The organism is Bacillus sp. NPDC094106 (assembly GCF_044764345.1).
Taxonomy (GTDB): Bacteria; Bacillota; Bacilli; order Bacillales; family Bacillaceae_G; genus Bacillus_A.
Genome location: NZ_JBIWHY010000001.1, coordinates 206,184 through 221,826 on the forward strand (window position 1 = coordinate 206,184; position 15,643 = coordinate 221,826).

General features: G+C 37.0%; 16 protein-coding genes. 2 read left to right on the plus strand and 14 right to left on the minus strand.

Translation table 11 applies throughout. The annotated features are described in order from the left end of the window. The first annotated feature begins 95 nt into the window (after nucleotides 1-95). Nucleotides 96-548, plus strand: coding sequence for a YrvL family regulatory protein (locus tag ACIQ7L_RS01165; protein WP_400565688.1), 453 nt, complete (start codon nucleotides 96-98; stop codon nucleotides 546-548). 221 nt (nucleotides 549-769) lie between these two features. Here ACIQ7L_RS01165 and ACIQ7L_RS01170 read toward each other — a convergent pair whose 3' ends face one another. From ACIQ7L_RS01170 to kynU, 8 genes are all read right to left on the minus strand, one after another. After that, nucleotides 770-1,528 (minus strand): ABC transporter ATP-binding protein, encoded by a 759-nt coding sequence (locus tag ACIQ7L_RS01170; protein ID WP_400565690.1) that lies wholly within the window; start codon nucleotides 1,526-1,528, stop codon nucleotides 770-772. Nucleotides 1,529-1,531: 3 nt separating this feature from the next. Next, entirely contained in the window at nucleotides 1,532-3,850 is a 2,319-nt protein-coding gene (locus tag ACIQ7L_RS01175; RefSeq protein ID WP_400565692.1) for an ABC transporter permease, read from the minus strand. After that, the gene (locus ACIQ7L_RS01180; RefSeq protein ID WP_400565694.1) at nucleotides 3,835-5,145 is read right to left on the minus strand and encodes an MFS transporter; all 1,311 of its coding nucleotides are present in this window, start codon (nucleotides 5,143-5,145) and stop codon (nucleotides 3,835-3,837) included. Before ACIQ7L_RS01180 ends, ACIQ7L_RS01175 begins: the two co-directional genes overlap by 16 nt. A gap of 1 nt (nucleotide 5,146) precedes the next feature. Continuing rightward, complete coding sequence (locus ACIQ7L_RS01185; protein ID WP_400565697.1) at nucleotides 5,147-5,788, minus strand: TetR/AcrR family transcriptional regulator; 642 nt, start codon at nucleotides 5,786-5,788, stop codon at nucleotides 5,147-5,149. 517 nt (nucleotides 5,789-6,305) lie between these two features. Beyond that, nucleotides 6,306-6,533, minus strand: a complete 228-nt coding sequence (locus tag ACIQ7L_RS01190) for a hypothetical protein (protein ID WP_400565699.1) — start codon at nucleotides 6,531-6,533, stop codon at nucleotides 6,306-6,308. A 145-nt stretch (nucleotides 6,534-6,678) separates the two neighbouring features. Beyond that, on the minus strand, nucleotides 6,679-7,518 hold the full coding sequence (gene kynA / locus ACIQ7L_RS01195) for a tryptophan 2,3-dioxygenase (protein ID WP_097899734.1): 840 nt from the start codon (nucleotides 7,516-7,518) through the stop codon (nucleotides 6,679-6,681). A gap of 38 nt (nucleotides 7,519-7,556) precedes the next feature. Then, nucleotides 7,557-8,186 (minus strand): arylformamidase, encoded by a 630-nt coding sequence (gene kynB / locus ACIQ7L_RS01200; RefSeq protein ID WP_400565702.1) that lies wholly within the window; start codon nucleotides 8,184-8,186, stop codon nucleotides 7,557-7,559. A 3-nt stretch (nucleotides 8,187-8,189) separates the two neighbouring features. Continuing rightward, nucleotides 8,190-9,476 carry a kynureninase gene (gene kynU / locus ACIQ7L_RS01205; protein ID WP_400565705.1) on the minus strand — a complete coding sequence of 429 codons (1,287 nt, stop codon included), beginning with the start codon at nucleotides 9,474-9,476 and terminating at the stop codon, nucleotides 8,190-8,192. 161 nt (nucleotides 9,477-9,637) lie between these two features. Here kynU and ACIQ7L_RS01210 point away from each other — a divergent pair, with 161 nt between their 5' ends. Beyond that, a complete protein-coding gene (locus ACIQ7L_RS01210) occupies nucleotides 9,638-10,255 on the plus strand; it encodes a TetR/AcrR family transcriptional regulator (protein ID WP_400565706.1) in 618 nt (205 codons plus the stop codon). Between the two features lie 440 nt (nucleotides 10,256-10,695). On the opposite strand, the gene ACIQ7L_RS01215 is transcribed toward ACIQ7L_RS01210, so the two are convergent. From ACIQ7L_RS01215 to iscB, 6 genes are all read right to left on the minus strand, one after another. Continuing rightward, nucleotides 10,696-11,868: an NAD(P)/FAD-dependent oxidoreductase gene (locus ACIQ7L_RS01215; protein WP_400565708.1), complete on the minus strand. Its 1,173-nt coding sequence runs from the start codon at nucleotides 11,866-11,868 to the stop codon at nucleotides 10,696-10,698. Nucleotides 11,869-12,190: 322 nt separating this feature from the next. After that, complete coding sequence (locus ACIQ7L_RS01220; protein WP_400565710.1) at nucleotides 12,191-12,433, minus strand: DUF3977 family protein; 243 nt, start codon at nucleotides 12,431-12,433, stop codon at nucleotides 12,191-12,193. A 354-nt stretch (nucleotides 12,434-12,787) separates the two neighbouring features. Continuing rightward, on the minus strand, nucleotides 12,788-13,333 hold the full coding sequence (locus tag ACIQ7L_RS01225; RefSeq protein ID WP_400565713.1) for a GNAT family N-acetyltransferase: 546 nt from the start codon (nucleotides 13,331-13,333) through the stop codon (nucleotides 12,788-12,790). A 110-nt stretch (nucleotides 13,334-13,443) separates the two neighbouring features. Then, a complete protein-coding gene (locus ACIQ7L_RS01230; protein WP_400565716.1) occupies nucleotides 13,444-13,653 on the minus strand; it encodes a DUF6366 family protein in 210 nt (69 codons plus the stop codon). Nucleotides 13,654-14,091: 438 nt separating this feature from the next. Then, entirely contained in the window at nucleotides 14,092-14,577 is a 486-nt protein-coding gene (locus ACIQ7L_RS01235; RefSeq protein WP_400565719.1) for a hypothetical protein, read from the minus strand. An 18-nt stretch (nucleotides 14,578-14,595) separates the two neighbouring features. Then, nucleotides 14,596-15,339: an RNA-guided endonuclease IscB gene (gene iscB, locus ACIQ7L_RS01240; protein WP_400565721.1), complete on the minus strand. Its 744-nt coding sequence runs from the start codon at nucleotides 15,337-15,339 to the stop codon at nucleotides 14,596-14,598. Nucleotides 15,340-15,643: the final 304 nt, after the last annotated feature.

Sequence of the window (15,643 nt, forward strand, 5' to 3'; positions counted from 1 at the left end):
GTTAGTTTTTTCCATATAGTTTATAATAAACGTAAGGAATATTCATCATTCGAATAGTTAACCAAGGGAAAGTATATTATTTTTGGGGGCGAAATGTGAAAAAATTTAAAACAATAGTAATATGTGCTTTTATAGTAGCTATCATTTTGCTCGGGATTGCTTTGTTTGAATTCGTGTTGTTACGATTATTGGGATTACAATATCAATCGTTTGGTGATTTAACTACTTTCTTTGTGATTTATTTACTCCTTGATGTGCCTTTCTCGCTTATTACGGATAATATACCAAAAGCTTTAAAAACTGTTGGAATGATTAACTCGAGTAGAGGTTGGGTATCATTTATATTAGATATGGGAAAAGCTTATATATTAACTACAACGATTGATTATTTTATGGTAACCATCACGGTTTCTTGGCAAGGAACATTAATATTTGCTCTGATAAGTGGGCTTATTGGTATGAAATTAAAGAAAAATGATACTGATCCTCCTATGATTGATAGCAAAGAATTTCAAGAATTAGATAAAAAAATAAAGTCCAATAATTAGAACTTTTTGGACGGGAGTTGTAGATTCGGTAATTGAATAACTTTATTGTTTATTATTATTCATCGTAGTGTAGTGTTTTGTACATTCAATAGTAATCTTTAAATATAGAAAATGCCTGTTTCCTGACCAAAAGACAGGTATTTTTGACATTTTAATAAACTTAGAGAACCTTTTTCTGTAGCTTTAAAATAAAGTTTGATTAAGTTAACGTTTACAATATATTATATTCCTATTTCCCGCATTTTTGCCGTGACTTTTTTCATCCTGTCATCAATATCTGTGCCACTGAATTTCTTAAACCGCATTTCGCTCACGATTTTTCCGTCGCACATAAACATAATACGCTCAGTCCTAGCTGCAATCTTTGCGTCGTGAGTTACAAGCATAACCGTAGTACCTTCTGTGTTAATTTCAGAAATTATATCCATAATTTCCTGTGCGGATTTTGAGTTAAGCGCGCCAGTCGGCTCGTCACCGAAGATAATTTCAGGATTGCTAATAAGTGCGCGGCATATTCCCGCACGCTGAAGTTGCCCTCCCGAAACCTGTGTAATATCACGATTTTCCAGTTCCGCAATACCAACCTTTTTCATAAGCGATCTTGCTTTTTCGATAATCTTCGCAACGCTTTTTCTGTTATCCCGCATTGAAGGAAGAATGATGTTATCAAGAATATTCAGGTTTTTAAGGAAAGTCGGTTGTTGAAAAACAAAACCCATTTTTGTTCTGCGTATGTCGGCAAGCTCCTTTTCACTAAGTGCTGATAGATCCTTGCCGTCAAAAGAAACCTTTCCGCCGTCAATGCCGTCCATTCCACTCAGTGCATACATCAGTGTCGATTTTCCTGAGCCCGAAGGCCCCATAACCGAAACGAACTCTCCCTCGTTTATTTCAACGGACACGCCATCGAGAATATTATGCTTTTCATTGCCTACTCTGAAAGACTTTACTATATTTTCACCGATAATAATCTTCTTCATAATCTACTCCTTCATATTTTCAGATATTTTTATTTGTCCCGCGCTCGATGTGGCGATAATTGTTGCGATAAGTACTGAGCATATCATCAGCAATGGACATAATAGATACGCAGAAAGTGGATTAACAACAAACTTAAACGACGACGCTCCAAACGATGAAATAAACGCGCTCGCAAGTACCTCTCCGAGAGTGTTTGCTAGAAGCGTCCCAAGAACAATTCCTACAATCAGAACAAATACCGAACGCGAAACATACTGTATTGTAATATCCGAGTTTATAAAACCTAACGATTTCATTACGGCAATTGAGTATCTGTCCTTTGCGACAAGCATTTTCATAAACAAAAGTGTAACCAATACCGTTATAATCAGCGCAACGACAGTTGCAGCATAGGAGGCCTTTTCGATGGAGCTTATTGTCGAGCCGAATGTCTGTGTAATATATTCATCAATGCCCGAAATTTTTGCAAAATTGAACCTATCCGCATATTCCGAAGTCTTTCCTCCGACAAGAGATTTATCCGAAAGCTCCGTGTAAATAACGCACCACATAATATCCGCCGAATTGTCGGAGAAAACAGCTTTTGCGGTTTTGCCGCCGTTAGTAATGTCGGAATAAATTCCGCATACTGTGAGATTTTTCTCCTTCCCCTCAATCACCAGCGTAATGACATCGCCGACCTTTTTGCCCAGCTCATCAGCGTTAATAACTGAAAGCGCAATTTCGTCTTCTTCGGCGGGTGCTCTGCCTTTGGAATATTCTACTGGGAATATCGAATGGTCGCCAAGCTCAATTTTTATTCCTTCCTCCGAACCATACTCCGTCTTTGATTTAAATGTTTTGGTCGTAAGCACAGCATATTTAGATATAGATTTGTCGCGCTCCAGCATCTTTACAATTTCCGCTGCTTTTTTAGAAATATTGTCAGTCTGCTGAATGTCAATGCGCATATCACTACTTCCTATCCCCATATATGTGATGAAACTTTTTGAGGAAATCGTGTTGTACAAGTTCTGTGGAACGATAGTGATAAATGTCGAAATCACAAGCACCGCAAGCATTGTGGCGTAAAGACTTTTTCTGGCAAGAACATCTTTTACGCCCAGAAAAAGATTCGTGTTAAGCAACCTGTTTCTGCTCAGGCAAAAATGTTTTGCGCCTGCGGATTTTTCCTGTGAAGTGCCAAAGCGTATTGCTTCCGCTGCTGATATTTTTCGAAAGCGTTTCAGCACTTTGCTTACATAGGCAATAATTGCAAGGAACACAATTAATATACCGATTATTCCGAAAAATAAAGCGAAAGAAGAATTTTCGCTTTCCCCCATATAAAGCCGTATATTTTCAAGAAGCATGCCTCTGAACACAAATGAAAGTGCAAATCCGAGAGTACAACCAGCTGCCGCAATCACCGCGTATTTCGCAAGATAAATCTTTTTTATGTCGGAAACACGTAGCCCTATTGCTTTCATAACACCTATTTCGCGGTAATCGTCTTCGATTTTCGCAAGGAGAGTAAAGCGTATGCACATAAATGCGATTGCAACGACAAGCGCACTTACAAGAAGTATGACCGCAATCATCAACCCATCGGAAATGGCATTAAGCATTTTGAAAAGCGAATATGTAATTGTCGGTCCGTTTGCTTCAAGTCCTGCGGAGGTGTAAGCAGTTTCGAATGCGCCAATTTCAGACAAGTCCTTTAATCTGAACTCAATCAGATATTCCGTGCTTCCGAAATCCTTTATTTCCGCATAATCATTTTCGCTCACAAGAAACCTCTTTGACGAGGCAAGCAGCGAATTCATCTGTGAATCGCGGAGAAATCCTGCAACGGTAAATTTCTTTCCGTCTATCACAACCTTGTCACCGACTTTTGCAGTGCCATCCTTCATATAACCTACCGGGACATAAATCTCCCCATCGGATACATTTATTACGTTTCCATCAAGATCAAGGAGATAATCAAATTTTTCGCTCTGTGTGCTGAAGCCGTTGTCCTGAACATTGTCCGCAAGCGAGTTTCCGTCAATTACAATCTGCGAACCGTCAACATTGAGAAATTCAAGCACCTGAAATCCCTCGACATTGCTGCTTTGCTTCGCGAAATTCGCAAGCCGTACAGTGTCAATATCACCCGAATGCATCTGCATAAAATGCGGAGTTTTCGCCTGCTTCATGAGTCCATCTATCGCACCCGAAAGATTTACGACAAGTATCGCCGAAAGAGAAACAAGCATAGCCGCGGCAGCGACAAATATCATTGTTGTTAATGTTATCAGTTTGCTTTTTGAAATGTCATTACGGATTATTCTGTAATACATACGTCACCTCTGTTTTCAAGCTTTTTAACTGATTTCAAGTTATACAGAAATACCGAAGTAACACATAACAAAATCCCCGCGATAATAATGAGTAATCCCATTCCTCTGCCACTGCCCGTGCCAATGATTTTCCCCATACTACTAGCAAACAGTCCACCGTCAACTAACAAAGGAGTGAACACATAATCCGCAAGAACACCCGAAAGAGTATAAGCAGCAATAAATCCAAGCTGTGAGATTAATCCTATAACTGACCATGCCCTACCCTGAACGGAATTATCAATGTTAGTACGAACAAGAAAATCCAAGGTTGTGTTTGCAAATGGCATCATTGCAAAAAAAAGAAATCCCGATATACAGAGGAGTACAATATTTTCGCGAAGTCCGAATACCGCCATAAATATCCCTTCACAAAACAGTGAAATAGAAAGCACCTTGATAAAACCCTTTTTTATCGGAATAAATCCTATAAGCACACTTGAAACAAGTATTCCAGTTGCCACAATTGTTTCCACCGTTCCTACTACGGCACTGTCTGCAAAAGCAAGTATCATCGGCACGGAAAGCGTTTCTATGAAACCGAGAAAGAAAGTCAACACCGAAGACATCATCACAAGAACAAGAACACCCCTTTTTTTAGAAATGGCATCCCAACCTTCTTTAAGTTCCCTGGTAAACGAATTTTCTTGTTCATTTTTCTTTGAAATAAGACCTTTACGTACAGCAAGAGTTGAAGCAACCGTTACAAAAAATGTACAAATATCAATTACAAGTAGCAACTTTATATCCACAACGGTGAGCAAAAAGCCTGCAATTATAGGAGAAATTAGATATTTCGCTGAACCCGCAACCTGAACAAAACCACTTGCCTTTGTATATTCCTCTTCGGTTAGCAAATCCGTAACCGTAGCCTTGTATGCCGGATCAAGCATCGATGAAAAAATCGAACTTATTGTAACTCCCACACAAATCTGCCATATCTGTGCTTCACCGCCAAGCATACAAATCAAAATGAATATAAGTCCTATCATAGACAGACTGTCACCCAGTATCATGAGAAGCCTACGGTCATAACGATCCGCAAGTACTCCTGCCACAGGACTTAAAAGAAGTGACGGCATAAACGCAAGTAAGGTTACCAGTGCCATTAACGATGCTCTTCCTGTTTGCTCAAAAACATAAATTGTAAGCCCGAACGAAGTAAGTCCACTTCCTACCGCTGAAATAAACTGTCCCGACCACAAAAGTAGGAATTTCCCGAATGACCCACCTGGATTATTCATCGCCGTTTCCATTTCATCTACCTCCATTTCCACTGTCGAACATCTTCATCATGTACATAAGACTTCCGCTTTCGACACCGAGTAGCCTTTCTACATTGAAAACAAACGCCTGTATACGTGAAGCAAGCTCTTCGTTCGTCAAATTCACCATATCACCATCAAAAACAGTATTTGTATAGACCACAACCATTTCCATGCATTCATACGGATATGGTGTATTGAACAATCCTTGCTCAATACCCTCGCGGATTATTCCCGTCAGTATCTGTGGAACGCCATTTATGATAACCTTTTGTATTTTCTGATGCATCAGCGCATTCTGTGGCTTGTGAATGTGCTCAATAATTTCCTTGCCGTTTCCGTCACTAATGTTAAGTGCCATTACAACACGGATAATACGCTCATTAACGGTAATGCTCTTGTCTGCGGCAATTTCCTTCGCAGCTCCTAAAATTCGGACAGTATACCGCTCAATCAGTGCGTCCATAATATCCTCCTTCGACTTGAAGTGATGATACAGCGTTCCCCGCGCAATCCCGACCTTTTCGAGAATATCGTTTGTACTTGTGCCATCAAAGCCCTTCCGACCGAATAGCTCATCAGCCGCGTCAAGTATTTCGCTCCTGCGCTCCTCGGCTTTTTTTATTACTCTCATTTTTACAACCCCTCCCAACAGACCGACTGTCTGTCTATTTTATGCTGTTATATTAGCATGGTATTTTTTGGTGGTCAAGAGAGCACGTTAAATTATAGCGAAAAAAATTAAAATATTCAGTAATTTATAGCGCGTCAAAGTTTACTCCTTCAAGAAGACTTTAATCTAACGTTAAATCATAAACACTAATTTATTAGGTAATTGTTTAATTAAATTAGAAAACCCTAAAATATTAGTAAAGTAAACTATTGATTCAAATAAAATTGGATTATATTTAGATAATGTTCGTAGCTCTGTATTTTTCCGAAAAATAAAAAAACAATCTCTTGTAGATATAATACCTGAAGAGATTATTTTTTATCAAACTTTATTTCAAAGCCACATTTTCTTAAAGTAAAGTATCCAGTTCGAATATTAAAGATCATGTTCAATAATTGACTTTAAGTTCTTTTCACTTAATCCGTTTTGGCAAAAAGCAAATGATTTATTAGTTATTTTTTTGAACAATCAACAATTTTTATTTCTTTCTAAAGTCTAGTAAAGGGTTCTTATCGCTTAATTCAACGAAGAAGGGAACAAGGAATAGAAAGAGAAGAGCTAAAATATCACTTGAAAAACGAAAGGTTTCTGATGATAAGTATTGCCTTTCATAACAATACGGACAATCTTTACCATCGTTTTGGAAATAAAGAGACCTTACATCCTTTGCTTTCCATCTCGTCTTACAATTCGTACAACGAGTCACAAAACTCCTCCTATCTTTTTCATCCAATTTTTGGACTATACTCTTTATCTTCCCTTAATATTACATTTATTTATACATAACTACAAAGAAAAAAGCACATCACTTTTCATTAAGTGGTGTGCATAGTAGTTATAAAAGTACTTCTTTATAACTTCGTCCGAACATTCCAAAGTTCTGGGAAAAAACGTTGATCCAACACGCGTTTTAAATAAGAAACACCTGATGATCCACCTGTTCCCATTTTATGACCAATAATGCGTTCTACTGTTTTCATATGACGGAATCGCCACTGTTGTAACCAATCTTCTATATCAATTAACTTCTCCGCCAGCTGATATAAGTCCCAATATTTTTTTACATCAGCATACACTTCTAACCACGCTGCTTCGACTGTCGCATCTTCTTCATACGGCTGTGTAATATCACGATTTAATACATCTTTATGAATTGGGAATCCTTCTTTTACAAGCGCCTGAATTGCAACATCGTAAAGGCTTGGTGAATGAAGCGCTTTATGTAAGCGAGCGTGTAATTCTGGATCTTTTTCATAAATTTTTAATGCATGAGGTGTTTTATAACCAAGCGCATATTCAATCATCCGATATTGATACGATTGAAATCCTGATGCTTGGCCAAGCGAATCACGAAATTCGATATATTCAGATGGCGTTAGCGTTGCAAGAATATCCCAAGACTGAATAATTTGCGATTGAATTTTTGAAACGCGCGCCAACATTTTAAAAGCGGGTGCTAATTTGTCATTTTGAATAGATTCAATCGCTGCGCTAAGCTCATGTAAAATCAATTTCATCCAAAGTTCACTCGCTTGATGAATTACAATAAACAACATTTCATCATGATGATCGGAAAGCCTTTTTTGACTTCCTAGTAAACTATCTAATTGTAAATATTCTCCATATGTCATATTCTCTCTGAAATCCGTATGAATTCCCTTTTCCATGATTACTTTTTCATTTTCTTTCATACAAATGAACACTCCTTCTATGCATCATGTGCCTATTCTTATAGCGGTCTTATTACAGCACGAACTGGACTCCCATCCGCATCCATCAATGCGAGCGGCAAGGCAATCAGTTCATAATCTCCGTCTTGTACATGATCTAATACTACATTCTCTAAAATATGAATACCATGTTGAAATAATTGATGATGCGCTGCTAGTTCTTTATCATCTAACGGGTCCACAGAAGGTACATCTACCCCAATTAATCGAATACCCTTTTCTGAAAGAAACGGTGCAATATCAGCACGTAAATATGGTATTGTCACCGGAAACTCCTGTACATTTCCATGTGAAGAAGTACGCAGTAACAAACGCTCTACACCTTCTAAATCAAATTGTTCTAATTCTGCCACCCCAATACTATCCATGCTTGAAACATCAATGATACGTGCTGGGCCAACATACACATTCACATCTAAATCCAGTACTTTTTTCCCTTCATTATCAAAATGAAATGGCGCATCAATGTGCGTCCCTGTATGAATGCTCATCGTCAATTTTCCAACATTAACAGAGCCGCTTTGCTCTTTTGACCATGATACTTCGTACGAAAATGGCGTATCTCCTGGCCATGTCGCTATCTCATTATTTAATGGCTGTGAAATATCAATCCAGTCCGATTCTTTCATCGTTTATGCCACAACCTCTCGCTTATTTTCAAACTGTTTATATTCTTCATCTTTCATTATCTTTTTCAAAATTTGTACGGACCTCCACACTTCTTCATACGTGTTATATAAAGCAACTGGTGCAAGGCGTACCCCATTTGGTGCACGAAAATCAGGAATAACTCCATTTGCTTTTAATGCTTTACATATACGTGCTGCTTCCGGATGCTCCAAATAAATATGTCCTCCGCGCTTTTCATCTTCTAATGGATTTCCAATTGTAAATCCCATACCCTTCAATTCATGGTTGATTAAATCTAACATATAGCGGGTAATATGTAATGACTTTTCACGTAGTTTGTTAATACCTGCTTCTTTAAAAATCTCTAATGAACCAATTAATGGCGCCATACTTAACACATGAGGCGTCCCAATTTGATATGCCCCAGCATGTTCAGCTGCTGTTAATGTATGTTCCATGTCAAATTGTTTATCTTTTCGAGAACTAAACCAACCAGAAAGTCCAGGAAGACGATCGCAATGTTTTTGGTTCACATATAATCCAGCAACACCACCAGGTCCTGCATTTAAATATTTATAATTACACCATACTGCGAAATCAACATCCCAACTCTTAAAATCATGCGGGATTGAACCAATAGAATGACATAAATCAAAGCCAATATGAATACCGCGTTTGTGTGCTTCAGCAGTTAATCGCTTCATATCTAAAATTTGTCCGCTCCGATATAACACAGCAGGCAATAAAATTAACGCAATATCATCAGTCATTGCATCAATAATATCTTCTTCTTGAAGCGTTCTACCATCTTGACTCTTTACTTGTACAAGATGTTCATCTGGATCTAACCCTTTTAAACGAATTTGACTTTGCAAGGCATAAATATCTGATGGAAATGTTAACTCATCCGCAAGAATCTTTGTACGCATTCCCTTTGGTTCATAAAACGTCGCAATTACTTGATGAATATTCGTTGTCGTGGAACCGGTTACAATTACTTCTTCAGGTAAAGCACCTATAAGCGGTGCAGTTAATTCACCTAATTGTTCTGACAAAAAGAACCAAGGATATTCCCCTTCTGTCCACCCATCAATTCCATACTCTTTCCATGAATGTAACATCGTAAGTAAAGATTTCTCCGCTCTTTTAGAAAGCAATCCTAATGAATTTCCGTCTAAATATATTGTATCTGCTTTCTTATAAAATTCTTTTTGAAATTCAGCAAGTTCATCGTGCTTATCACATTCAATTGCATACTCGTAAGATGGTTCAAATGGTTCTTGATACATTTTTTCACCTTCTCTTAATTTTCTTTTTATTCTAACTAATTGAAATATAACATTATAATTGACATGACGTCAATGATATTATGTCAGTTGACTTTGTACATTCGATTCAACTAGAATAGAATTATATTTTCAGACTTTTCAGTATAAAGAGGTGATATTTTTTGGAAAAGAATCTTCTTTCAACAAGGCAACAACGATCAATAGAAACAAAAAAGAAACTATTAAAATCAGGTCATAGAGTTTTTTTAGAACAAGGGTTTCAAAAAACAACAATCTCTCAAATTATTAAAGATGCTGAAACTGGCTATGGTACTGCATACGTATATTTTAAAAATAAAGATGATATTCTAATTGTCCTCATGGAAGATGTGATGAATCGTTTTTACACAATTGCTGAACGTTCCTTTTTTCCTAAAACAAAAATAGAAGCACATACTATGATTCAAAATCAAGTTCGAGCATTCTTACAATTAGCTGAAGAAGAAAGAAATATATTACAAATCGTTGAAGAGGCTATTGGAGCATCAAATACAGTTTGTCATAAATGGAACGAAATCCGTGAACGTTTTATTAGTCGAATTATGCAGGATATCACTTATTCACAAAATAATAGATTGGCACGAAGTGAGTTAAATAAAGCAATTGCGGCACGTGGTTGGTTTTATACGAACGAAATGTTTCTATGGGAAATCGTTCGTAATGAGAAGAAAGTAGATTTAGAGGAAGTTGTATTTACGCTAACAGAGATGTACACCTCAGGACTATATAAAAAATCTTAATTTTCAAATTTAATTATAATCATAAAATATTTTTCAAGATATGACAAAGCTAACTATGGTATTTCGCTTATTTTAAAGTATTGAAGTTTGAAAGATTCCCTATCTATTGATTCTAACTTTCCTTCAACAACTTCACATTCAAAAAAAGAATCCTTAATTTACAAGGATTCTATAAATTATTTGCACTTAAATTTCCTATATCAAAATAGGGGATTTAATAATATATATAAATCTATTTTAATTTTTCGACATTTAAATCCCTACTATGCAGAATAACAAGTAACCTATACTCGGTTACTCTTTCTGTTTTTACTTCGCATGTGGCAAAAAAGGCCCTGACCGCTTCTATGCATGAATAGATGCTCTCTCTCACCTAAAAAGAGGGGTTTTATGTTGGTTTTTTAATTGATGTATATATATGTCTGAATAAGTTTTTCACTCTATTTTATTAAACTTGCAGAATCCCAAGTAAATTCCCTGATTTTCCAACCGAGTTTTCCTGTAATTAAGAAATCCAGTCCCCATTTTCGAATCCATACCATTCCTCGTTCTGGCCCCAAACCGATGCAGAAAAGATCCATATACGCTCGGTGGGAGGGTGCAGGACGATTGTTTATATCCGCCATAATGACTTTTGCCAACCGTATTGCTTGAGGAATGGCTTCTTTACATGTCATTCTGTCTGTTCGTCCACTTACCGGATCTACAATATGTGCACAATCCCCGATACTATAGACACCTGGAGCCCCCTTGACACGATAACTAGTATCCACCATGACTTGACCATCAACCGTGAGGGGCAATCCAAAGCTGCGAAGTGCAGGGCTCGGCAACAAGCCAAGTGTCCAGACACATAGGCCGACGGGTATGGATTTACGATCAGACATTTTTAACAAACCATCCTTCTCTTGTACTACTTTACATTTATGGATAACACTTACTCCATTCTCTTTAAGAACATGTTCCAGTTTTCTTCCCACTTTAGCAGAACCCTCTGGAAAAAGTCTATCCTGTGCATTCACGAGGAAAATTCGAATGTCTGCAGGATCAATCCCTAGGGTCACAGCTTCCTTTTTCATAGTGTAGGCTAACTCAGCTGCGGTTTCAATGCCACTAATACCTGCTCCTGCAACTGCGACGGTCAACAGTCTTTCACGTTCAAACGTGTTTGTCTCCTCAGCAGCCTTCAACAAATTTGTCTGCCATTCCTGCCGAATATTAGCTGCAGCATTCAAATCTGTTAAAGCGATTCCGCCCTGCTCTGGAGAGGGCTTTCGTATCACACTCCCTACTGCAACGACTAAAATATCGTAATTTATATCATGTGAATTTCCTTGTGGATCTTCATATTGTAGTTGCTTTTCCTGGCTGGCAATTCCCGTAACCTTGCCTTGAAGAAAAGAAATATCTTCAGAAAAGATTTCTGACCATGGGATGCTAATATTTGCCCCTTCAGAAGCCCGTTTAAAAAGCAGCACCTTTCTAAGATGATGGGGCTGCTTATCAATAAGAATAATACGCACTGGTATCTCAGACATTTTTTTCTTAATAGCGTTTACAGCATTAAGTCCTGCGTATCCGCCTCCAATTATGATACATGTTCGTTCTTTCATACAAATCCACTCCTCCTTGCTTGTTTACACATATAACGAATCATAAGTTCAGTTTGTGACATAAACGTAAAAATTTGATTTCACTCTGCTTCCAAACGAATCTTTTTTCATGACTTTTTTATACATACAACAAGCATAGGAATAGGAGATGAAATTGTTGACCTCTTTACGTTACTATCCTATAAAAGCCTGCCGAATCTTTTCCGGCAGGCTTTTATAGATTATTCATGACCTTTGAATATCTTTTTATTTATTAAAAAATGTAAAATCTATTTTCTACTACGAGGATCACAACTCTGATAAACAAATAGACACCTCTTTTTTATTGTAGCCTACTCACAATCCCAAAAATAAACTTATACTCATCTTGTTTCTTTTTTACTTTCTTAAATCCTTCTTTTGAATCAAAGATCAAACAAGTCTTTCTAAACCAAACCCGTAAATAACATGATTCAAAACAAATAGGTTTCACAATCCCTTTTTGCTCAAATTCCGTTCCGTCTTGACATTCCGTTTCTGTTCGAATGAACCACCTGTTTCCGATTCCAATTTCTATGTATTTCACTTATAACTCTCCTTTAGGAAATTCTTTTTCTAAACACTCTTTTATTTCCCCGGTAAGCGCAGATTCCGACAAAACATACGCTTACATATAAAAGAAGTAGACTTCTAGCACTCTACTTCTTTACAATTGAAATCGTTGCTATATAAATCCATTTTAATTTTTCGATATCTAAATCCCTGCTATACGGAATAAAAAATACCCTACACTCGTTTGTTCTTTCTGTTTTTACTTCGCATGTGGCAGAAAAAGGCCCTAACCGCTTCTATGCATGGCCAGATCCTCTCGCCCACCTAAAAAGAGGGGTTTTATGTCAATTTTTTAATTGATGTATATATATGTAGTTTTATTAAGATATTACCCATTCAATCTTCCCATAATAATGGTGTTATAGTATTTACCATCGGAAAGGATTTTGTCATTTTTTAATATACCTTCAATTTCAAAACCAAGTCTCTCATACAGTTTAATCGCTTTATCGTTTGTCTCTAAAACATTTAGAGTGATTTTTTTAATACCATTGGCGTCAGCCCAAGATATAGATTCTTTTAAAAAGTTTTTACCAATGCCATATCCCCAAAAATCTTTTAATACGCATACTCCAAATTCTACTTTATGAGAGAATCGCTTTAAATAAACTCCCTCGCATCTTGAAAAACCGACAATCCGGTCGTTCACTACAGCGACTAAAAACAAGTTTCTTGGACTTTCAGTGTCCGTTTTTATAATCTCTTTAAATCCCGCTGTATCAATGAATCCCTCCCCTTTTTCTCTATCCAAATTTTCAGTTTCTCCGTCAATCTGTAATCTTAATTCAGACAACTCTTTTGCATCTTTATCAAGTGCCGATCTAATCATATAATTTATCCCATTCACATAAAATTCTTGTTTGTTAATTCTCATAATATATTCCTTTCACCTATAGATTGATTTCACATTACCTAAAAAATTACACATACTGTTACTTTGTAATAAAGTTTGATCAAAAATCCTTACCTTAGTAAACTTTCATTTTAGAGCAAATAATTGTATATAATATAGCCTAAAATTAACACTAAAATTAATATACCTGTACCTTTCCACCCCATACCGCCTACTAAATCAACTAGATTACCATTTTCGGATCTCTTTAATCCATCATTCAGAGAACCTGTAGGGTTATTTTTTAATTCGTTTGGTCTTAAGCGTTCTCTTTTTTCTTCTGCTGTTTCTTTTGAACCCATGTAATCACCTCCAACACCAACTCACCATTTACTTAATTATAAGAATTTAGAGTTTATTTCATATCTCCTTAATAGTCAAACTTTTTTACAAAGCTACATTTGTCTAGATAGCTGATTGTTTTTATTTTATTTATAATCGCTTGTTTAGTTAATTATTCTTATTCTCTAAGGTCCTCGATACTTCGCATCTGCGGATACGCCTCCCGCTATGGGCTTCGTCTTCCTCTAAAACCAATCAAATCCTTGCATATAATTCCCCTGTTTATATTCTTTCGCGTATAGTATATAGTCTTTTATTTTAAACTAATTTATTATTAAAAGCTTATAGAAACATCGTAACTTTATTTTAACGTATTTCCGAAAAAAGCCCCCATCTTCAAGCGCTTGACGGGCAAGAACCCAGCGGTAAGATGGGGATGAATTTCGGTTAGGCCTAGCCTAACTGATGTGTAAGAACTGCCAATTGTTCGTATGGTGTATACGTTCCATATCTGACATCTTCACTTGCTTATAAGATTTAGAAGGATTTTTTATATATTGTCCATGTATATTTTGTACGTATACCATTTTTCCTGTAAATCCTGTCACAAATCCTACTTGTCCAAATACCTTTACTTTATCACCTAAATAGATTCCATCTATATGTGATGTGTTTTTCTTGTTCCGTTTTGCACGTGTATTCTTTGTTTTTCTTCCTTTTCTTGCGGTTGCTTCATGCAGAGAGCGTTTTTTCTTTCTAAATTGCTTGATGCAAAATTCACCACTTTGATCGTATTCTTGTAGTTGTATGAGATTGGTAATCGTAATGGCATCATTTGCATGCGTTTTAGCTAATCCAAGTTCTTTTCTCTTTGGTGTGGTGTAGCTACCATACGTAATGTCACAATCTAAACGATTCATGATTTGTAGCCGCAATATATTCATAAAAGCACTTTCTTTATATTATTTCGGCTTTGGAAAACGATGTTTTATCTTCCCTTGATGTAACTTTTCATGACATTCTTCATGTACAGTTACAAGATTTTCTGCCATATCAGAGCCACCATTGCATCGTTCAATGATATGATGCGTATGCAAAATGCCACCTTTTTTCTTGCAAATTTGACATGTATAGTTATCTCTCGCAAATACGTAATATCTTGTATTCCAAAAGCCAAAGGCATCTCCTTGTTGATATTCGATCCCTTGTATATCGGGGTTTTTCAGCTTTTGTGCATCAAATTTTCCTACTTCAACAATCACTTTTGGAGATGGTACTAACGAGCGAAATGTTTCAATCCAATGAATTTGGTTATCCACTCTGCTTTGAATCGATGGTGGTAACCATCCTTCTTTCTTTTTTCGGTTGAGAAAACGTGCTTTTCGATATCTTGTTTTTCGTTGTCTTCTCCCTCTGCGTAATGTAGCTCTTAGTATAAGATTTTCTTTGACATCTTGACGCAGCTGGATGGTTCCTTTTGCTAGCACTTTATCTGCAGTAGTAATCGCAATACCAATATACTTCGCTCCGCTATCAACGCCAATTGCAACGGATTGCACCGTTTCACCAGTGGCGTATAGGAGTTGAATCGTAAATGGTGTGTACTTCACAATTTTTGCTTTTCCTTGTTTGAGAAGAAGCCGTGCCTTGCGATTCCTGCAAGGCATAAGCGGTTCTCCTCTTACATTCTTGACAAATACACGCATGTTTTGTCCCTCCTAAGAGTTTGTTTCCCTTCGCCAATGTTTGTAGGTGTTGGCAACTTCTCTTATACAAGAAGGCTTGTGGTTGATCGTTCCTTCCCAATCAGAACTGTTACAGAGCCACCATAGAGCCAAGAACTAGGGAATCATTCTTGGGTATGCAACCTACGAACGGAGTCCACGAAAGACTAAGGCTAGACAACCAGGGCTTTTTACAAGCCCCCACTTCAAAACGTGTTAGCGTTTAAGTGGTGGGTAGTTGACAACTATACATACCTACTATTCTACTATTCTACTATTCAGTAGT